Annotated in this window: 22 protein-coding genes, 1 tRNA gene and 1 riboswitch; of the genes, 14 read left to right on the top strand and 9 right to left on the bottom strand. The window is 70.9% G+C overall.

Annotation, left to right across the window (positions count from 1 at the left end; translation table 11 throughout):
- Window positions 1-79 precede the first annotated feature (79 nt).
- Both ACIQUT_RS19280 and ACIQUT_RS19275 read left to right on the top strand, forming a co-directional pair.
- A complete protein-coding gene (locus ACIQUT_RS19280) occupies window positions 80-358 on the top strand; it encodes a MoaD/ThiS family protein (RefSeq protein ID WP_403564114.1) in 279 nt (92 codons plus the stop codon).
- Complete coding sequence (locus ACIQUT_RS19275; RefSeq protein ID WP_403564113.1) at window positions 358-1,308, top strand: PLP-dependent cysteine synthase family protein; 951 nt, start codon at window positions 358-360, stop codon at window positions 1,306-1,308. Before ACIQUT_RS19280 ends, ACIQUT_RS19275 begins: the two co-directional genes overlap by 1 nt.
- Window positions 1,309-1,497: 189 nt before the next feature.
- Here ACIQUT_RS19275 and ACIQUT_RS19270 read toward each other — a convergent pair whose 3' ends face one another.
- Both ACIQUT_RS19270 and ACIQUT_RS19265 read right to left on the bottom strand, forming a co-directional pair.
- Window positions 1,498-1,866: a DUF488 domain-containing protein gene (locus ACIQUT_RS19270; RefSeq protein WP_403564112.1), complete on the bottom strand. Its 369-nt coding sequence runs from the start codon at window positions 1,864-1,866 to the stop codon at window positions 1,498-1,500.
- Window positions 1,866-2,288: a hypothetical protein gene (locus tag ACIQUT_RS19265; RefSeq protein ID WP_403564111.1), complete on the bottom strand. Its 423-nt coding sequence runs from the start codon at window positions 2,286-2,288 to the stop codon at window positions 1,866-1,868. Before ACIQUT_RS19265 ends, ACIQUT_RS19270 begins: the two co-directional genes overlap by 1 nt.
- 225 nt (window positions 2,289-2,513) lie before the next feature.
- Here ACIQUT_RS19265 and ACIQUT_RS19260 point away from each other — a divergent pair, with 225 nt between their 5' ends.
- Window positions 2,514-3,266, top strand: a complete 753-nt coding sequence (locus tag ACIQUT_RS19260) for an MBL fold metallo-hydrolase (RefSeq protein WP_403564110.1) — start codon at window positions 2,514-2,516, stop codon at window positions 3,264-3,266.
- Window positions 3,267-3,364: 98 nt separating this feature from the next.
- Here ACIQUT_RS19260 and ACIQUT_RS19255 read toward each other — a convergent pair whose 3' ends face one another.
- Window positions 3,365-4,576 carry a PTS transporter subunit EIIC gene (locus ACIQUT_RS19255; RefSeq protein ID WP_403564208.1) on the bottom strand — a complete coding sequence of 404 codons (1,212 nt, stop codon included), beginning with the start codon at window positions 4,574-4,576 and terminating at the stop codon, window positions 3,365-3,367.
- Between the two features lie 359 nt (window positions 4,577-4,935).
- Window positions 4,936-6,237, bottom strand: coding sequence for a PTS transporter subunit EIIC (locus ACIQUT_RS19250; protein WP_403564109.1), 1,302 nt, complete (start codon window positions 6,235-6,237; stop codon window positions 4,936-4,938).
- A 246-nt stretch (window positions 6,238-6,483) separates the two neighbouring features.
- Here ACIQUT_RS19250 and ACIQUT_RS19245 point away from each other — a divergent pair, with 246 nt between their 5' ends.
- From ACIQUT_RS19245 to rdgB, 4 genes are all read left to right on the top strand, one after another.
- A complete protein-coding gene (locus ACIQUT_RS19245; protein ID WP_179175925.1) occupies window positions 6,484-6,717 on the top strand; it encodes a PTS glucose/sucrose transporter subunit IIB in 234 nt (77 codons plus the stop codon).
- 176 nt (window positions 6,718-6,893) lie between these two features.
- Window positions 6,894-7,625, top strand: a complete 732-nt coding sequence (gene rph / locus ACIQUT_RS19240; RefSeq protein WP_403564108.1) for a ribonuclease PH — start codon at window positions 6,894-6,896, stop codon at window positions 7,623-7,625.
- A gap of 156 nt (window positions 7,626-7,781) precedes the next feature.
- A complete protein-coding gene (locus ACIQUT_RS19235) occupies window positions 7,782-8,162 on the top strand; it encodes a hypothetical protein (RefSeq protein ID WP_403564107.1) in 381 nt (126 codons plus the stop codon).
- Window positions 8,163-8,216: 54 nt separating this feature from the next.
- A complete protein-coding gene (gene rdgB, locus ACIQUT_RS19230) occupies window positions 8,217-8,837 on the top strand; it encodes an RdgB/HAM1 family non-canonical purine NTP pyrophosphatase (RefSeq protein ID WP_403564106.1) in 621 nt (206 codons plus the stop codon).
- An 88-nt stretch (window positions 8,838-8,925) separates the two neighbouring features.
- Here rdgB and ACIQUT_RS19225 read toward each other — a convergent pair.
- The 4 genes from ACIQUT_RS19225 to bcp all read right to left on the bottom strand — a co-directional run bounded on the left by ACIQUT_RS19225 (window position 8,926) and on the right by bcp (window position 10,997).
- A tRNA-Leu gene (locus ACIQUT_RS19225) sits at window positions 8,926-9,009 on the bottom strand.
- Window positions 9,010-9,070: 61 nt separating this feature from the next.
- Complete coding sequence (locus ACIQUT_RS19220; protein ID WP_403564105.1) at window positions 9,071-9,724, bottom strand: HNH endonuclease; 654 nt, start codon at window positions 9,722-9,724, stop codon at window positions 9,071-9,073.
- Window positions 9,721-10,368: an HNH endonuclease signature motif containing protein gene (locus ACIQUT_RS19215; RefSeq protein WP_403564104.1), complete on the bottom strand. Its 648-nt coding sequence runs from the start codon at window positions 10,366-10,368 to the stop codon at window positions 9,721-9,723. Before ACIQUT_RS19215 ends, ACIQUT_RS19220 begins: the two co-directional genes overlap by 4 nt.
- 161 nt (window positions 10,369-10,529) lie before the next feature.
- A complete protein-coding gene (gene bcp, locus ACIQUT_RS19210) occupies window positions 10,530-10,997 on the bottom strand; it encodes a thioredoxin-dependent thiol peroxidase (RefSeq protein WP_403564103.1) in 468 nt (155 codons plus the stop codon).
- A gap of 123 nt (window positions 10,998-11,120) precedes the next feature.
- Between bcp and ACIQUT_RS19205 the strand changes: the two genes are divergently transcribed.
- The 3 genes from ACIQUT_RS19205 (at window position 11,121) to ACIQUT_RS19195 (ending at window position 12,347) form a co-directional block, all read left to right on the top strand.
- Window positions 11,121-11,441 (top strand): DUF3618 domain-containing protein, encoded by a 321-nt coding sequence (locus ACIQUT_RS19205; protein WP_403564207.1) that lies wholly within the window; start codon window positions 11,121-11,123, stop codon window positions 11,439-11,441.
- A gap of 43 nt (window positions 11,442-11,484) precedes the next feature.
- Complete coding sequence (locus ACIQUT_RS19200; protein ID WP_403564102.1) at window positions 11,485-11,829, top strand: GroES family chaperonin; 345 nt, start codon at window positions 11,485-11,487, stop codon at window positions 11,827-11,829.
- A 98-nt stretch (window positions 11,830-11,927) separates the two neighbouring features.
- Window positions 11,928-11,993, top strand: a riboswitch (guanidine-III (ykkC-III) riboswitch).
- 33 nt (window positions 11,994-12,026) lie between these two features.
- Window positions 12,027-12,347, top strand: coding sequence for a DMT family transporter (locus ACIQUT_RS19195; protein ID WP_403564101.1), 321 nt, complete (start codon window positions 12,027-12,029; stop codon window positions 12,345-12,347).
- A gap of 38 nt (window positions 12,348-12,385) precedes the next feature.
- Here the strand turns inward: ACIQUT_RS19195 and ACIQUT_RS19190 are convergent, their stop codons facing one another.
- Window positions 12,386-14,806, bottom strand: a complete 2,421-nt coding sequence (locus tag ACIQUT_RS19190) for a transglycosylase domain-containing protein (protein ID WP_403564100.1) — start codon at window positions 14,804-14,806, stop codon at window positions 12,386-12,388.
- 190 nt (window positions 14,807-14,996) lie between these two features.
- Here ACIQUT_RS19190 and ACIQUT_RS19185 point away from each other — a divergent pair, with 190 nt between their 5' ends.
- From ACIQUT_RS19185 to ACIQUT_RS19170, 4 genes are all read left to right on the top strand, one after another.
- Window positions 14,997-15,824: an ABC transporter permease gene (locus ACIQUT_RS19185; RefSeq protein WP_403564099.1), complete on the top strand. Its 828-nt coding sequence runs from the start codon at window positions 14,997-14,999 to the stop codon at window positions 15,822-15,824.
- Between the two features lie 130 nt (window positions 15,825-15,954).
- Window positions 15,955-16,755 carry an ABC transporter permease gene (locus ACIQUT_RS19180; protein WP_403564206.1) on the top strand — a complete coding sequence of 267 codons (801 nt, stop codon included), beginning with the start codon at window positions 15,955-15,957 and terminating at the stop codon, window positions 16,753-16,755.
- Between the two features lie 108 nt (window positions 16,756-16,863).
- A complete protein-coding gene (locus tag ACIQUT_RS19175; protein ID WP_403564098.1) occupies window positions 16,864-17,823 on the top strand; it encodes an ATP-binding cassette domain-containing protein in 960 nt (319 codons plus the stop codon).
- 121 nt (window positions 17,824-17,944) lie between these two features.
- A complete protein-coding gene (locus ACIQUT_RS19170; protein ID WP_403564097.1) occupies window positions 17,945-18,652 on the top strand; it encodes a DUF1707 domain-containing protein in 708 nt (235 codons plus the stop codon).
- Window positions 18,653-18,812: the final 160 nt, after the last annotated feature.

Genomic DNA, 18,812 nt, shown 5'->3' with positions numbered 1-18,812 from the left:
GCACCACAGCCCCTCGCGCGGGGGCCTTGAGCCGCGCGCCCTCAACCCCTCCCCGCACCACTTCACACTGGAGCCTGCCATGGCCATCGAGGTCCGCATCCCCACCATCCTCCGCACCTACACCGACGGCGAGAAGGCCGTGAGCGGTGAGGGCAGCACCCTTTCCGAGCTCTTCGCGGACCTGGAGACGCGCCACAAGGGCATCGAGGAGCGCATCGTCGAGGGCGGCAAGCTGCGCCGCTTCGTGAACGTCTACCTCAACGACGAGGACGTCCGCTTCCTGGAGGGCATCGCGACCCCCCTCAAGGACGGCGACAGCGTCACCATCCTCCCCGCGGTGGCCGGCGGCGCCGCCTGATGCGCTACGACTCCCCGCTCGCCGCGGTCGGCAACACGCCGCTCGTCCGGCTGCCCCGGCTGTCGCCCTCCGAGGACGTCCGCATCTGGGCCAAGCTGGAGGACCGGAACCCGACCGGCTCGATCAAGGACCGCCCCGCGCTCCACATGGTCGAGCAGGCCGAGAAGGACGGCCGCCTGTACCCCGGCTGCACGATCCTGGAGCCCACCTCCGGCAACACCGGCATCTCGCTGGCGATGGCCGCGAAGCTCAAGGGCTACCGGATCGTCTGCGTCATGCCGGAGAACACCAGCCAGGAGCGCCGCGACCTTCTCACCATGTGGGGAGCCGAGATCATCTCGTCGCCCGCGGCGGGCGGGTCGAACACCGCGGTCCGGGTGGCCAAGGAACTCGCCGCCGAGCACCCCGACTGGGTGATGCTCTACCAGTACGGCAACCCGGACAACGCCGGCGCCCACTACGCCGGCACCGGCCCGGAGATCCTGCGCGACCTGCCCTCGGTCACCCACTTCGTGGCGGGCCTGGGCACCACCGGCACCCTCATGGGCGTCGGCCGCTACCTGCGCGAGCACAAGCCCGACGTGAAGATCGTCGCCGCGGAGCCGCGCTACGACGACCTCGTCTACGGCCTGCGCAACCTCGACGAGGGCTTCGTCCCCGAGCTGTACGACGCCTCCGTCCTCACCACCCGCTACTCGGTGGGCTCCGCGGACGCGGTCACCCGCACCCGCGAGCTGCTCCAGCAGGAGGGCATCTTCGCCGGCGTCTCCACCGGCGCCGCCCTGCACGCGGCGATCGGCGTGGGCCGCAAGGCCGTCGCCGCCGGCGAGACGGCCGACATCGTGTTCGTCGTCGCCGACGGCGGCTGGAAGTACCTGTCGACCGGCGTCTACACCGCCCCGACGACCGAAGCGGCCATCGAAGCCGTCCAGAACCAGCTCTGGGCCTGACCCCCCGGGCCCGCGCCACCCGCGGGCCCGGCGGGGCCACCGGCCAAGCGGCCGCGGCGAAACCGGCCGCGGTTCGGCAGCGCCCCGCAGGGGCGCGGGGAACGGCGCGACCGGCCACGACGGGCCCGCAGACGATCGCCGGCCCCTCACGGCACCACCCCGCACCACCCGCGGAGCGCATCGGCGCGGCTACCCGGACAGCACGTCCGCCAGGACCGCCGCGTGGCTCGACTCCGGATCGCGGACCGCCGTCAGCAGCGTCACCGGGCCGCGGGCCGCCAGCTCCCGCAGCCGCTTCACCTCCGCCGCCGCCTCCGGGGCCGCCAGCTCCGCCTCGTACCGCTGCCGGAACTCCTCCGGCGTGCCCCCGCCCCCGTGGTACCAGGTGCGCAGCTCCCCGGACGGGGTCACCGCCTTCGGCCACTCGTCCACCGCGGCCGCCGCCTTCGCCAGGCCCCGCGGCCACAGCCGGTCCACCAGCACCCGCACCCCGTCCGCCTCCGGCTCCGGCGGATCGTAGACGCGCCGCACCCGCACCCCGCCCGCCGCCGCTGCCATCAGCCGCCACCTCCGAGTCCCTTGACCTCGTCCCACACCGCGGGGTCCAGCAGCCCCAGCCGGGACCGGAACTCCCACACCCACACCTCCGACGGCCGGTCCGCCTCCAGGTAGCCCACCCGGCCCGGCGTCACCCCGACCGTCCCCGGCGGCAGCGGGATCACCCCGGCCCGCCGGTCGTCGTACTTCCCGCTGATCCACGCCACCCGCGCCCGGTGACCCCGTACGGAAGCCGCCGCCAGCACCAGGCACGACCGCCCGTCCGCCAGCATCCACAGCTCACCCGCCCGCGGCCGCGGCGCCGGACCCGGCCCGTGCGGCGGCGGCGCCCGCCGGTCGATCCCCGGCCGACGCCCCGCGACCAGCACCAACAGCATCACGGCGACCACCGCGAGGGCCGCGGGCCACCAGGACGTATCCATAGTCCGACGGTAGCCGCGCCCGCCGCCCACGGCACGCAACCACCCCCGGACGGCCCCCGACGGCCCCGGCACGCCCGTGCACACCGTCGCTCCCCCGGGTGACACCACAGGTGATTCCCCCCACAACGGCCTGCCGCGGAGGAGCGACCTGACCTTTCGCGCCTTACGCTCGACCCACGCACGGCCCGCATTCCGTCCACGGACCGTCCCGGAGGTTCTCGCTCCATGAAGCTCACCGTCGTCGGCTGCTCGGGGTCGTTCCCGTCCGCGGAATCGGCCTGTTCGAGCTACCTCGTCGAGGCCGACGGCTTCCGGCTGCTCCTCGACATGGGCAACGGCGCCCTCGGCGATCTGCAGCGCCACTGCGGCCTCTACGACCTCGACGCGATCTTCCTCAGCCACCTGCACGCCGACCACTGCATCGACATGTGCGCGTACTTCGTGGCCCGCTACTACCGGCACGAGGGCGGCCGCTGCGGCACCATCCCCGTGTACGGGCCCGAAGGCACCGAGAAGCGCCTCACGACCGCGTACGAGGACGTCCCCGACGAGCGCTCCATGAGCGAGGTCTTCGACTTCCGCACGCTGAAGTCCGGCACCTTCGAGATCGGCCCGTTCCAGGTGCGCACCGAGCGCGTCAGCCACCCGGTCGAGGCGTACGGCATCCGCATCGAGCACGGCGGCCGCTCGATGGCCTACTCCGGCGACACCGGCGTCTGCCCGGAGCTCGCGCAGCTCGCCGACGGCGTGGACCTGTTCCTGTGCGAGGCGTCCTTCACGCACGGCAAGGAGGACATCCCGGACCTCCACCTCAACGGCCGCGAGGCGGGGGAGTACGCGCACGGCGGCCGGGTCGGCCGGCTCGTCCTGACCCACATCCCGCCGTGGACGGATCCCCGGCAGAACCTCTCCGACGCCCGCGCGGTCTACGCCGGCCCGGTCGACCTCGCGCACGCGGGCGCCGTCTACGAGGTCTGACCGCCCCGGCCGCGCGGCCGCCCCCACGTACGGCGAAGCCCCCGCCCTCCCTTCCGGGAGAGCGGGGGCTTCGCGGCGTACGGCGCCGGCGGCGGGGCCTACTTGGCCTCGGCCTTCTGCAGCTCGGCCAGCTCCTCGTCGGACTCGCGGCCCGGCGTCGGCAGGTTGAACTTGGTGATCGCGAACCGGAAGATCGCGTAGTACAGGACCGCGAAGCACAGGCCGACGAGCGCCAGGCCCCACGGGTTGGTCGCGATGCCGAGGTTCAGGACGAAGTCGACCAGGCCGGCGGAGAAGCCGAAGCCGTCCTTCATGCCGAGCGCCCAGGTCAGGGCCATCGAGACACCGGTGAGCACCGCGTGGACCGCGTACAGGACCGGGGCGATGAACATGAACGTGAACTCGATCGGCTCGGTGACACCGGTGACGAAGGAGGTCAGCGCGAGGGAGAACATCATGCCGCCGACGACCTTGCGGCGCTCGGGCCGGGCGCAGTGGACGATCGCGAGGCAGGCCGCGGGCAGGGCGAACATCATGATCGGGAAGAAGCCGGTCATGAACTGGCCGGCGCTCGGGTCGCCGGCGAGGAAGCGGGCGATGTCGCCGCTCTTGCCGTTGTACTCGCCCGCCTGGAACCACGGGAAGGAGTTCAGCAGGTGGTGCATGCCGATCGGGATCAGCGCGCGGTTGGCGACACCGAAGATGCCCGCGCCGACGGCGCCGGAGCCCACGAGCCACTCGCCGAGGTTGTGCAGACCGGTGCCGAGGACGGGCCAGATGAGACCGAAGACGATGCCGATCAGCAGGCCCGCGAAGGCGGAGAGGATCGGGACGAGGCGGCGGCCGCCGAAGAAGCCCGCCCAGTCCGGCAGCTTGGTCCGGTAGAACTTCTGGTAGAGCAGGGCGACGACGATGCCCATGACGACGCCGCCGAGGACGCCCGCGTTGACCGGCGCCTCGACGTTCACGATCTTGCCGTCGACGACCTTGGCGACCTTCGGCAGGTTCGCGTCGGTGAAGGTGGCGAGGACGTTTTTGAAGACCAGGTAGCCGGTGACCGCGGCCAGCGCGGTGGAGCCGTCCGACTTCTTGGCGAAGCCGATCGCGATGCCGACGGCGAACAGCAGGGCCATGTTGCCGAGGATGGCGTCGCCGCCCGCGGCCATGTAGCCGCCGAGCTTCTGGACGAACTCCGGCATCGACTTGCCCGCCAGCATGTCGTCCTGGCCGAAGCGGACCAGGAGCGCGGCGGCGGGCATCACCGCGACGGGCAGCATGAGGCTGCGGCCGATGCGCTGCATGACAGCCATCGCGTCGGCGCCCTTCTTCTTCTCGGCCGCGGGGGCGGCAACCGTGGTCACAACTTCCTCCAGAGGGCAAGGCGCCGCCGGAGGAGCACGGGGGACGGCGACGTCTTCGTTCGGGGGTGACGAGGGCCCGGAAATGGCCCGCGTGGTCTACACCAATGGCGTGGTGTAGACCAGTTGTAGCACGGTGAGGGTTAGATAAGGAACCTTCGATTTTTTGTGGCGTCCACCACATTCTCCGCGGCTCCCCGCAGGACCCCGACCCGACTCCCCGAAGACCGAACCGGAACGCGCCGAAGCCCCCGGATCCGGCCGGACCGCGGGCCACGGGAGCAGCGGGCGGAACCGCCCTTCAGGCCGCGCTACGCCTCGATGTTCTCCCGCTCCATCCGGTCGATCTCCTCGTCCGACTCCCGCCCCATGGTGGGGAGGTCGAACACCGTGATCGCGAACCGGAAGACCGCGTAGTACACCACCGCGAAACCCAGGCCCACCGGGATGATCAGCCACGGCTTCGTCGCCAGACCCCAGTTGATGACGTAGTCGATCAGCCCCGCCGAGAACGTGAACCCGTCCTTCGCCCCCACCGCCCACGTCACCGCCATCGACACACCCGTCAGCAGCGCATGGACCACGTACAACGCCGGCGCCACGAACAGGAACGAGTACTCCAGCGGCTCCGTGATCCCCGTGACGAACGACGTCAGCGCCACCGACAGCATCAGGCCCCCCACCTCCTTGCGCCGCCGCGGCTTCGCACAGTGCGTGATGGCCAGCGCCGCCGCCGGCAGCGCGAACATCATGATCGGGAAGAAGCCCGTCAGGAACAGCCCCGCCTCCGGATCCCCGGCCAGGAACATGTTGATGTCACCGTGCACCGTCGTCCCGTCCGGCTTCGTGTAACTGCCGAACTGGAACCACATCGGCACGTTCAGGAACTGGTGCAGACCGATCACCAGCAGCGCACGGTTCGCCACCCCGAAGATCCCCGCACCCCACGAACCCAGCCCCACCAGCCAGTCCGAGAAGCTCTCCAACGCGCCGCCGACCGGCGGCCAGACCCACAGGCACAGCGCCGCGAACCCGATCGCCACGAACGCCATCACGATCGGCACCAGCCGCCGGCCGTTGAAGAACCCCAGCCAGTCCACCAGCTTCACCCGGTGCAACCGCTGCCAGAACCACGCCGACAGCAGACCCATCACGATCCCGCCGAACACCCCCGGATTCTGGTACGTGAACTCCACGAACGTCTCGTTCGGCCCGATACACCCCGGCCCGATGTCCCGCGTCCCCGGCGGGCACGGATTGGGAAACGCATGCAGCACCCCCCGGTAGACCAGGAACCCCGCCACCGCAGCCAGCGCCGTCGACCCGTCCGCCTTCTTCGCCATCCCGATCGCCACGCCGACACAGAAGAGGAGGGGCAGCCCCAGGTCCGGGTTCAGCAGCGCACCCCCCGCCCCCGCCATCACCCTGGCCACCACCTGCCAGTCCAGGCCCTCCACGCCGAACACGTCCGGCTGCCCCAGCCGGTTGAGGATCCCCGCCGCAGGCAGGACCGCGATCGGCAGCTGCAGACTCCGCCCCATCTTCTGCAGACCCTGGAACAGGGTGTTCCACCCCTGCTGCCGCGGCGCTGCTGCCGCGCTGCTCGCGCTCATCGGCTACCTCCCTGGCGGGCCTGTTTGAGGCAGGTGCGCCCGTGCGGCACACTGGTGTAGACCACTCCGGTGCGGTTCCATGAGCCCGCACCGGAAGGCAGGTTGCCGCTGACCGTCATCATTCGGCACAAGCAACACCCGCGCTCGCGTAGCTGGGCCAACAGTGGGCTACCGTGACAAACCGGAGCGCACTGGCCGGACCAGGGCCGCCGAGACCCGTTCTGCGCAGACCTCAGGGAGAGACACATGGCCACCAAGGCTGAGAAGATCGTCGCCGGGCTCGGCGGCATCGACAACATCGAGGAAGTCGAGGGCTGCATCACCCGCCTGCGCACCGAGGTCGCCGACCCCGCCCTCGTCGACGAAGCCGCCCTGAAGGCCGCCGGCGCCCACGGCGTCGTCAAGATGGGCACCGCCGTCCAGGTCGTCATCGGCACCGACGCCGACCCGATCGCCGCCGAGATCGAAGACATGATGTGACACCCCTCGCCGCGGCCACCCCGCCGCGCCGAGCCCGCCGAGCCCGCTGACCGCCGAGCGCAGTGGGCACGCTGACCGCGCCGAGCAGGCTGACCGCCGAAGACCCCGTCCCCGGAGCACGCCCCGCCCCGCCGACGGGGTCTTCGCGCACCCCCGCACCCACTAGGCTCGGACCCATGTCACGCATCGACGGCCGCACGCCCGAACAGCTCCGCCCGGTCACCATCGAACGCGGATGGAGCAAGCACGCCGAGGGCTCCGTCCTCATCTCCTTCGGTGACACCAAGGTCTTCTGCACCGCCTCCTTCACCGAAGGCGTCCCGCGCTGGCGCAAGGGCAGCGGCGAAGGCTGGGTCACCTCCGAATACTCGATGCTCCCCCGCTCCACCAACACCCGCGGCGACCGCGAATCCGTACGCGGCAAGATCGGCGGCCGCACCCACGAGATCTCCCGCCTCATCGGCCGCTCGCTCCGCGCCGTCATCGACTACAAGGCCCTCGGCGAGAACACCATCGTCCTCGACTGCGACGTCCTCCAGGCCGACGGCGGCACCCGCACCGCCGCCATCACCGGCGCCTACGTCGCCCTCGCCGACGCCGTCGCCTGGGGCCAGCGCAAGAAGCTCATCAAGGCCGGCCGCAAGCCGCTCACCGGCACCGTCGCCGCCGTCAGCGTCGGCATCGTCGACGGCGTCCCCCTCCTCGACCTCTGCTACGAGGAAGACGTCCGCGCCGAAACCGACATGAACGTCGTATGCACCGGCGACGGCCGCTTCGTCGAGGTCCAGGGCACCGCCGAAGGCGAACCCTTCGACCGCAAGGAACTCAACGCCCTCCTCGACCTCGCCGCCGGCGGCTGCGCCGACCTCGAAGCCATCCAGAACAGCGCCCTGGCCCAGGAGCTCTGACCCGCACCGCCCGGGGGCGCGGGCGGCGAGAACCACGCGCCGCACTCCTGCGTCCTTGTGACCAACGGGCGCACGGTGACACAGCCGTGCGCCCGCAGACATACGTACAGCCGTGCATCCGCACATCTGCATATCCGTGTTCGTGAGGGGACCCGCATGAAGCTCCGCATAGCCGCCGTGGCCGTGGCCGCCGCACTGACGCTCCCGGCCCTGACGGCCTGCGACGCGATCTCGACGGCCATGGACTGCGCCAACACGGCCGTGGCCATCACCGACGGCGTCGGCGAGCTCCAGCAGTCCGTCTCCAACGCCGGCAACAGCCCGCAGGACGCCCAGAACGCCCTGAACAAGATCGAGCAGAACCTCAAGAAGATCGGCGACAAGACGGACAACGCCGACCTGAGCAAGGCGATCGACTCGATGAACACCGCGGTCAAGAACGTCCGCGACTCCATCCAGAGCGGCAACAAGGCCCCGGACGTCACCCCCGTCGCCGACGCCGCGAAGGAAATCTCCAAGGTCTGCACCCCGAGCTGACCCCGGGCCGGGCGGGCCGGAGGGGACGGGCGCGGCGCCGCGATAATGGGCGCCATGACCTCGACGCCCTCCGCCCCCCGCCTCGTCCTCGCCACCCGCAACGCGGGCAAGGTGGCCGAGCTGCACCACATCCTGTCCGACGCCGGCCTGCCCCACGAGCTGGTCGGCGCGGACGCGTACCCGAACGTCCCGGACGTCAAGGAAACCGGCGTCACCTTCGCCGAGAACGCCCTCCTCAAGGCCCACGCCCTGGCCCAGGCCACCGGCCTGCCCGCCGTCGCCGACGACTCCGGCCTCTGCGTCGACGTCCTGAACGGCGCCCCCGGCATCTTCTCCGCCCGCTGGGCCGGCACCCACGGCGACGACAAGGCCAACCTGGACCTGCTCCTCGCCCAGCTCTCCGACATCGCCGACGAGCACCGCGGGGCCCACTTCGCCTGCGCCGCGGCCCTCGCCCTCCCGGACGGCACCGAGCGCGTCGTGGAGGGGCGCCTGCAGGGCATCCTGCGCCACAGCCCGGTCGGCACGGGCGGCTTCGGCTACGACCCGATCCTCCAGCCCGAGGGCGACACCCGCACCTGCGCGGAACTGACCCCGGCCGAGAAGAACGCCATATCCCACCGCGGCCAGGCCTTCCGCGCCCTGGCCCCGGTCATCCGCGACCTGCTGGGCTGACCTCCTGGCCCCGGTCATCCGCGACCTGCTGGGCTGACCTCGGGCCGGTACGGCGAAGGCCCGCCAGCGGCGGGCCTTCGCTCTTGTGTGCGGCCGGGGGGACTCGAACCCCCACGGGATTACTCCCACGGCGTTCTAAGCGCCGCTCGGCTGCCTGTTACGACACGGCCGCATCGCGACAAGCATCATCCTAGCGGCCGGGCAAGGTATGTGGGGGCGGTCGGTCGCCGGAGTCAACGGCGGGAGCCTCCCCGGCACCAGGTGTCGGTCACCGCATGGCAGTTGGGGCAGAGCAAGCGGAGGTTTTCGAGCCGGTCGTCGCTCCAGTCGCCGTTGATGTGGTCGACCTCCAAAGTCATGGGGCGGCCCCGCCACTCCGAGGCCACACCGCATCGATTGCAGCATTCCGGGACGCCGACTTCTCTGAGTGCGCGCCGCAGGAGTCGGGTCGGGGTGCGTCGTGTTCCGTCGTGGTGCATGAGGATGTCCGACGCTGGCCTGAGCGGTGTGGGCCCAGGCTTGCCGCGCTGGTGGGCCTGGCCGAGGAAGTGTGCGGTCGAGAGTCCGTCCTCGTGAATCCAGCGCTTGAGGCAGTTCTTCGCACTTCCGGACGCGGCGATCCCCAGCCGCCGCAGCGTCCCTGCCAGTGAGTGCGAGGCGGCGACTGCCTCCCGGATAGCTCCGCTGTCAGGCTTTGTGTGGCGCTCGTATTTGCGACGGCCGAAGTGTGAGATGTCGATGCCGAAGGTGCAGAAACGCCCCACGAGGTAGCTGTCCAGTCGGGCGTACCTCTTCGTGCCGAGGAAGTCGATCACCTCGTCGATGCTTGAGCACCGGGCCGCAGCCTCGGCGAGGATCTCGGGCGTGTAGGACTTGGCAGTAGTCATCGCCGCCTCCTGCCGCGACCGCGGTAAGTGTCCGTGGTGGAGTGGCAGTTCGGGCAGAGGAAGCGCAGGTTCTCGCGGCGGTTGTTGTGCCAGTCGCCGTCGATGTGGTCGATCTCCAGGGGGAGCGGTTCGCCCAGCCACACGGCCTCGATGCCGCAGTCGGCGCACCGCTCCTCGACTCCCGTCTCCAGGAGGGCGCGCCGCAACCGTGTGTTCGGAACGCGACTGGCATGCGGTGAGCGGTCCTCGCGCAGGATCTCGTCAGCCGATCGGCGGCGGCCGTTGTCCCGCATGCGCTCGGTGCGCGTTGGTGGTGCGAAGTGCGACGTGTCGATGCCGAAAGCCCTCACCTTGCTGCTGATGTGGGTGTGGTGGCCGCCGACCGGCGCGAGGCCGAGACGGCGCAGGACCTCGTACATGTTCGTGGACGCGGCCACTGCCTCCGAGAGAACCTCCTTCGTCCACTTCACCCCTTCCCTCTCGAAGTGGGAGATGTCTATCCCGAACTTGCGCATGAGGTCGCGCACGTAGCGGCGGGAGCCGCCGCGCGGGTCCGTCCCCAGCCGCTCCAGCGCCTCGCTCAGCGTCCGCGACGTTCGTGCCGCCTCCGTGAGTCGTTCCCGCGTGTACCGGGTCACCGGCATCGGTCACCCCACCCCTTCGCTTCCGTTCTCGGTCACCGCCCGTGCGTGCGGCCCTCGCATGGAGTAACGGATCGATAGTCGGACGGTTACGGGTGGATGTGTCCGATAAGCGGAGCGGCCCGCACCGTATTGGTGCGGGCCGTTGCGGGGCGGGGCGGGCGTCAGATGCCCAGGTCCTTGATGATCTTGGCGACGTGGCCGGTGGCCTTGACGTTGTAGAGGGCGCGCTCGACCTTGCCCTCCTCGTCCACGATCACCGTGGAGCGGATGACCCCGGTCACCGTCTTGCCGTACAGCTTCTTCTCGCCGTAGGCGCCGTATGCCTCCAGGACCGCCTTGTCCGGGTCGCCGACGAGGGTGACCTTCAGGTGCTCCTTCTCGCGGAACTTCGCCAGCTTCTCCGGCTTGTCCGGCGACACGCCGATGACGTCGTAGCCGGCCCCGGCCAGCATCTCCAGGTTGTCGGTGAAGTCGCAGGCCTGCTTGGTGCAGCCCGGCGTCAGCGCGGCGGGGTAGAAGTACACGATCACCTTGCGGCCTTTGCGGTCGGCGAGCGAGACCTCGTTGCCGTCCGCATCGGGCAGGGTGAAGGCAGGGGCGGTGTCGCCCGGCTGGAGTCGCTCACTCATCTCGACAGTCTCCTCGGGAGGTGGATCGCTACGCCACGAGACTAAGCTGACAGACTGTCCATGGCGGATCACGCCCCCATGCGACCAGACCATGGGCACGACCACGACGACGGAGGCAGCGCGGTGCCGGAAGCCAGGACCCCCGCACAGATCGAGGCGGACATCGTCCGCCGCCGCGAGCAGCTCGCCGAGGCGCTCGACGAGATCGGTGTGCGCCTGCACCCGAAGACGATCGTCGGGGACGCGAAGGCCAAGGTCGTGTCGACGGTCGACCACACGGCGGGGCGGGCGGTCGTCGCGGTGAACCGTTTCGTGACGGACGTGCGGGACGGTCTGCGGGACGAGAACGGTGCGCCGCGCATGGATCGGATCGTGCCGGTCGCGCTGCTGGCCGCGGGTGTGGTCGGGCTGGTCGTGGTGTCGGCTCGCCGCAAGCGCCGGTGACCCTGCGGCGGACAGGCTGCGCGCGGGCGGGTAGTTTCGTGGGGTGAGCGACAACACCACCACCCACGACAAGCTGCCCATCCGCATGCTGCACGACCGCGTGCTCGTGAAGTCCGACTCGCCGGAGGGTGAGCGGCGCTCGGGCGGCGGGATCCTGATCCCGGCGACCGCTGCCATGGGCAAGCGGCTGGCCTGGGCCGAGGTGGTCGCGGTCGGGCAGAACGTGCGCAGTGTGGAGCCGGGCGACCGGGTGCTGTACGACCCCGAGGACCGGGCCGAGGTCGAGGTGCGGGGTGCGACGTACGTGCTGATGCGCGAGCGGGACCTGCATGCGGTGGCGTCGGAGCGGCTGGAGGGGTCGAAGGACTCCACCGGTCTTTACCTCTGATCGCTTCTCTGCCTCTGATCGTCTCCTCTGATCGTTTCCCTTTCTGGTCGTCGGGCCGGTGACCTCGGTCACCGGCCCTTTTGCCGTGCTCACGCTTTGCTACGGTGGAAAAGAACCGCCCCGACGAGACGCGCCGTACCGGGTTGACGACAAGACGACGCACCCCCGTTTCCGTTCTCGTCCCGGAGGTGCCTGTCATGGCCTGGGTTCTTCTTCTCGTTGCCGGTCTGCTCGAGGTCGGCTGGTCGGTCGGCATGAAGTTCACGGACGGGTTCACGCGGCTGTGGCCGAGCGTGTTCACCGGTGCGGGGATCGTCGCCAGCATGGTGCTGCTGTCGTACGCGGCGAAGACCCTGCCGATCGGGACGGCGTACGGGGTGTGGGTGGGTATCGGTGCGGCCGGGGCGGCGGTGCTCGGGATGGCCGTGCTGGGGGAGCCGGTCACCGCGGCCCGGGTGTTCTTCATCGTGCTGTTGCTGGTGGCCGTGGTCGGGTTGAAGGCGACCTCCGGGCACTGACCTGGCCTGGCCTGGCCTGTCGCCGGGTCCTGCGGGTGTCACTCCAGGTATTCGGAGGGCGGGCGGGTGCGGGTGCGGGGGCGCGGGCCTTCGCCCGTGCCGCCGGGGGCGCCGGTGGTGCCGCCGCCCCCGGTTCCGCCGGTGGTGGTGCCGCCGGTGGTCTCGCCCTCTGTGGTCCGGCCGCCGGTGTCCTGCCCGCCTTGCTGCTGCCCCTGGTCCTGCCCTTGGTCTTGGCCTTGGTCCTGTCCCTGGTTCTGCCCCTGGTCCTGGCCTTCGTCCTGGCCCTGGTTCTGCCCGTCCTGCGGCCCGGTCGGCCGGCCGGGGCGCTCCTCCGGCGGGAACGGTGTCCCGGGGGTGGCCTCGCCGGGCTGCTCCGGGGTTTCCGGGGCGAAGGGCGGCGGGGTGGCGGCCGCGCCGGGCTGGAGCTCCAGGTCGAAGTCGACGGGGTCGGTCGCCTCCAGGGCGGTCTTCGTGTATTGGGCCCAGATCCGGGCCGGGTAGCCGCCGCCTCCGATGCGGGCCTGGCCGAGGGCGCCGTACAGGGATTCCGGGGTGCCGGTGTCGGGGTCCTGGCCCATCATGGCCACGACGGTGACCAGGTTGGGGGTGTACGCCGCGAACCAGGCGGCGCGGTCGAGTTCGGCGGTGCCGGTCTTGCCGGCGGCGGGGTGGCCGGCGGCGAGGGCGGCGGTTCCGGTGCCGTTGTCGACGACGCTGATCAGCATGGAGGTGGTGGTGTCGGCGGCTTCGCGGCTGACGGCCTGGCGCGGGGTGCGGTCGGGGAGGGGGACGGTGTCGTCCCCCTTGGTGATCTTCTCCAGGAAGGTGTACGGGGTGTACTGCCCGTGGTCGGCGAGGGTCGCGTACGCCTGGGTCATGTCGAGGACGCTGGCCTGCATGGTGCCGAGGGCCATGGCCGGGGTGGCGGTGAAGTTCGGGGTGTTCTCGGGGATGCCGAGGGCGATCGCGGTGCGCTTGGCCTTGACGGTGCCGACGTCGACGACCATCTGCGCGAAGACGGTGTTGACGGACAGGTCGGTGGCGGTGGTGACGGGGATGAGGCCGTAGCTGATCTGGCCCTCGTTCTCGGGTGCGTAGGGGACGCGGGTGCCGACGACGCGGCGCCTGTTGTCGCCGTTGTAGAGGGTGGCGGGGGTGATCGGGCGGCCGTCCTGGGTGCGGGAGTCGTTCTGGACGGCGGAGGCGAACACGAACGGCTTGAAGGTGGAGGCCACCTGGTAGTCGTGCCGGGTCGCGTTGTTGACGTACTGCTTGGTGTAGTCGATGCCGCCGTACATGGCGACGACCTTGCCGGTGGCCGGGTCGATGGAGGTGCCGCCGGCGCGGACGAAGCGGTCCACGGGGCGCTGTTCGGGGTCGAGTTTGCTGACCATCTGGTCGTCGACGGCGTCGACGAGGTCGTTCTGGTGGCGGCGGTCGATGGTGGTGGTGATGCGGTAGCCGCCTTCGGCGAGGGTGTTCTCGTCGAGGATCTTGTGCTCGGTGATGTAGTCCTTGATGGCTTCGACGAGGTAGCCGCGCTGGCCGGAGAGGCCGGGGGCGGCGCGGACCTTGCCCGGTTCGGGGAAGTGGATGGCGGTGCGCTCGGTCTCGGTGAGCCAGTTCTTCTTGACCATGCCGTCGAGGACGTAGTTCCAGCGGGCGAGGGCGCGGTCGCGGCTGCGGGGGTGGGTGACGACGTCGAAGGTGCTGGGGGAGTTGAGGAGGGTGGCGAGGTAGGCGCCCTCGGCGGTGGTGAGCCTGCCGACGTCCTTGCCGTAGTAGGCCTGGGCGGCCGCCTGGATGCCGTAGGCGTTGCGGCCGAAGTAGCTGGTGTTGAGGTAGCCCTCCAGGATGTAGTCCTTCGACTTCTCGCGGCCGAGTTTGATCGCGATGAAGAACTCCTTGACCTTGCGCTTGATGGTCTGTTCCTGGCCCAGGTAGTAGTTCTTGACGTACTGCTGGGTGATGGTGGAGCCGGATTGTTTGCCCTTGCCGGTGAGGGTGTTCCAGGCGGCGCGGACCATCGCCTTGGGGTCGACGGCGCGCTCGGAGTGGAAGTCCCGGTCCTCGGCGGCGAGTACGGCTTCCTGCACCGTGCGGGGGATCTGGGAGAGCGGGACGTTGACGCGGTCGACCTCGCCGTCGCGGGCGAGTTGGGAGCCGTCGGAGTAGAGGTAGACGTTGGACTGGGCGGTGGCGGCGGCGTTGGCGGGCGGGATGTCGACGAGCAGGTAGCCCGCGATGAGGGCGCCGCCGAGGAGCAGGAGCAGCAGCAGGACGCAGCCCAGGACGACGCGCCAGGTGGGGACGGCGCGCCGCCATCCGGTGCGCTGCCGCTCCGGGTTGGGGGGTGTGTGCTGTCCGGGGGGCCGGCCGGCGGGGTGCGGGGCGGGCCGTCCGCGGGGGGCGTCCGGGTCACGAGGGATCCAGCCAGGGGGCGGTGACTGGTCGCTCATGGCCGGGACTCCTCGAAGCGGTTCGAAATATCCGGATCTGTCAGTACTCCATGCTGTCTACCCGATGGCTGCTCGTAACGCGTCGGACGGGCGTAATTCGGTCGCATGGATCGCTCCTCCGCACTAAGCTCGCGCGTCTTTGGCCGAGGCGGGACGACGTGGGAACGACGCGGGAATTCGGAGGGATACGGTGCGCCAGCGGGCGTCGGGGCGAGCGCGGCTCTATCTGGCCGTCGCCGCCGGGGGGTTGAGGCGGTATGCGACATACGGAACGGCGACGGCGGCGGGGGTGTTCACGAACACCGTCTTCGGCTTCATCCTGGCGTACACGTACGTCGCGCTGTGGGGCGAGCGTCCCGGGCTCGGGGGCTACGACCAGGCGCAGGCGCTGACCTTCGTGTGGGTGAGCCAGGCGATGCTGGCGGCGGCCGCGCTGATCGGGGGCGGCTTCCAGGAGGAGCTCCAGGAGCGGATCCGGACCGGTGACATCGCGGTCGACCTGTACCGGCCGGCGGACCTGCAGATGTGGTGGCTCGCCGCCGACCTGGGGCGGGCCTCGTTCCAGCTGGTGGCGCGGGGTGCGGTGCCGCTGGTGGCCGGGGCGCTGGCCTTCGAGCTGGCGCTGCCCGCGGATCCGCTGCGCTGGCTGCTGTTCCTGGGGTCGGTGCTGCTGGGGCTGGTGGTGAGTTTCGCGCTGCGTTATCTGCTGGGGTTGGCGGCGTTCTGGCTGATGGACGGGTCGGGGGTCAACCTGATGGCCACGGTGGCCTCGATCTTCTTCTCGGGGATGCTGCTGCCGCTGACGGTGTTCCCGGGCGGCTTCGGGGAGTTGGTGCGGCTGCTGCCGTGGTCGGCGATGCTCCAGGTGCCGCTGGACGTGCTGCTGGGCCGGCATGCGGGGGCCGCGGAGGTGGTGCGGGCGCTGGGCTTCCAGGCGGGGTGGGCGTTCGTGCTGCTGGCGGTGGGGCGGATGGTGCAGTCGGCCGCGACGCGGAAGGTGGTGGTCCAGGGTGGCTGATGAGGTTGGGGGCGTTCGGGGCGTTCGGGGCGTTCGGGGGGTTCACGGGGTTCGCGGGATTCGTGGGGGTGGTGGGGGTGGTGGGCTTCCGGAGGTTCGGGGGTTTCCGGGGGCCTGGGGCGGGCGTGCGCTGGAGGGGCTGCGCGGCTACGGGCTGATCGTGGCGATGTGGATCCGGTCGACGATGGCGTACCGGGCGTCGTTCGTGCTGTCGACGGTGGGGAACGCGGCGATCACGCTGCTCGACTTCGTCGCGATCTTCCTGATGTTCTCGCACATCGACGCGCTGGGCGGGTTCACCCTGCCCGAGGTCGCGCTGCTGTACGGGGCCTCGTCGGCCTCGCTCGGCCTCGCCGACCTGCTGCTCGGCACCCTCGAACGGATCGGGCTGCGCATCCGCGACGGCTCGCTCGACACGATGCTGGTGCGGCCGGTGCCGGTGCTCGCCCAGGCCGCGGCGGACCGGTTCGCGCTGCGCCGCCTGGGGCGGGTCGTACAGGGGCTGGGCGTGATGGGCTGGGCGGTGGCGGCCCTGGACGTGGAATGGACGCTCGCCAAGGTCCTGCTGCTGCCCGTGATGGTCGTGGCGGGGGCGGTGATCTTCGGGGCGGTGATGGTGGCCGGGGCGGCGTTCCAGTTCGTCGCCGGGGACGCGGCGGAGGTGCAGAACTCCTTCACGTACGGCGGCACCACGATGCTCCAGTACCCGCCGACCATCTTCGCGAAGGACCTGCTGCGCGGGGTCACCTTCCTCGTGCCGCTCGCCTTCGTCAACTGGCTGCCCGCGCTGTACGTGCTGGGGCGGCCGGACCCGCTGGGGCTGCCGGGGTGGCTGGCGTTCATGAGCCCGGTGGTGGCGCTCGCGGTGTCCGTGCCCGCGTCGCTGGCCTGGCGCGCGGGCCTTCGTACGTATCGGAGCACAGGGAGCTGAGGCGCTGTGGGCAGTGCGGGACATGCAGGACATGCAGGAAATGCAGGAGACGCAGGAGACGCGCGAGATGAAAGAAATGCCGGGAATGCGGGGAACGCGAGCGGGGACGTGCTGATCGAGCTGGACGGGGTCGAGAAGGTCTTCGACGTCCGGCGCCGGGCCGGCCTGGTGCGCAGGGAGAAACGCCAGGTCAGGGCCGTGGACGGGATCAGCTTCCGGGTGGCGCGCGGCGAGGTGGTCGGCTACATCGGGCCCAACGGCGCCGGGAAGTCGACCACGATCAAGATGCTGACGGGCATCCTGACCCCGAGCGGGGGTCGGCTGCGGGTCGCGGGCATCGACCCGGCGCGGGAGCGGATGCGGCTGGCGCACCGGATCGGGGTGGTGTTCGGGCAGCGCACCACGCTGTGGTGGGACCTGCCGCTGAAGGACTCGTACGGGCTGATGCGGCGGCTGTACCGGATTCCGCGGGCCCGCTTCGAGGAGAACCTGGAGCGCTGCGTGGACCGGCTGGACCTGGGCGCGCTGCTGGACGTGCCCGTGCGGCAGCTGTCGCTGGGGCAGCGGATGCGGGGGGACATCGCGGCGGCGCTGCTGCACGATCCGGACGTGCTGTACCTGGACGAGCCGACGATCGGGCTCGATGTGGTGAGCAAGGCGAAGGTACGGGGCTTCCTGCGGCAGCTGAACGCGGAACTCGGTACGACGGTGCTGCTGACCACCCACGACCTCCAGGACATCGAGCAGCTGTGCGAGCGGGTGATGGTCATCGACCACGGTCGCCTGATGTACGACGGGGCGCTGGCCGGGCTGCATGCGGCGGGGTCGGTGGGGGAGAGCGAGCGGATGCTCGTACTGGACCTGGAGCGGGAGCTACCGGCGATCAGTGTGCCGGGGGCTCGGGTGGTCAAGGTGGAGGGGCCGCGGCAGTGGCTGGCGTTCCCGGCAGGGGCCTCGGCGGCGCCGCTGGTGGCGGAGGTGGCGGCGAAGTACCCGCTGTCGGACCTGTCGGTACGGGAGCCGGACATCGAGGACGTGATCGCGCGGATGTACGCGGGGCGGGGCTGAGGGGCGGGCAGTCAGGGCTTTGTAAGGGGTGCGGGCCAGGGACGAATCAGGGGCGGATCAGGGGACAAGACGGGGGTCCGGGCCGTACAACTCCCGCGCCCGGCTGCATAGGCTGGACCCCATGACTGACGAGGGGCCGCAGAAGCCTTTGCAGCCGGTGCCGGAACTGAGGGCGTCGGATGCCGACCGGGAGCGGGTGGTGGAGCGGCTGCGCGACGCCGTCGCCGAGGGCCGGCTCGACATGGAGGAATTCGAGGAGCGGCTGGAGGCGGTGTACACATCGCGCACCTACGCCGAGCTGGAGCCGCTGACCAAGGACCTGCCGGCGCCGGGAGGCGCGCCGGCCGGCGTGCCGTTCCCGGTGGCGGGGGCGGGCGACGACCGTTCCTGGTCGGCGCGGGTCGGCGTCGGGAGGCCCGCGGGGGCGTCCGGCACGGCCGTGGCCGTGATGTCGGGGTTCGAACGCAAGGGCGGCTGGACCGTGCCCCCGCGCTTCGACGCGGTGGCGTTCTGGGGCGGCGGCCAGCTCGACCTGCGTGAGGCGTACTTCTCGGAGCGCGAGGTGGTGATCAACTGCGTCGCCATCATGGGCGGCGTCGAGATCATCGTCCCGCCGGGCGTGGAGCTCGACGTACGGGGCGTCGGGATCATGGGCGGCTTCGACCAGAAGGGCACCGCGGGCCCGCCGGCGCCGGGCGCCCCGCGGGTCGTGGTGACGGGCCTCGCCTTCTGGGGCGGGGTCGAGGTCAAGGTCAAGCCGCCGAAGACGCCCAAGCAGCCCAAGGGCCCGGAGGGCCTGGGCGGCCCGAGTCTCCGCAAGGAGCTCTGAAGGGCGCGGGGCCGGAGGGGCTGGGGGCCTGGGGGCCCGAGGCATCAGGGCATGAGGGCATGAGGGCTCCAGGCACCAGGGGTCCCAGGGCGTGAGGCCTTGAGGCCTTGAGGGCTTCAGGGCTGGCCTCAAGGACGGCGCGCCGGGCGCGCCGGGAACT

The sequence above is a fragment of the Streptomyces sp. NPDC090445 genome (assembly GCF_044769385.1).
Lineage (GTDB): Bacteria > Actinomycetota > Actinomycetes > Streptomycetales > Streptomycetaceae > Streptomyces.
The sequence above is the reverse complement of the archived record's forward strand: the minus strand, read 5'-3'. Positions and strand labels throughout refer to the sequence as shown.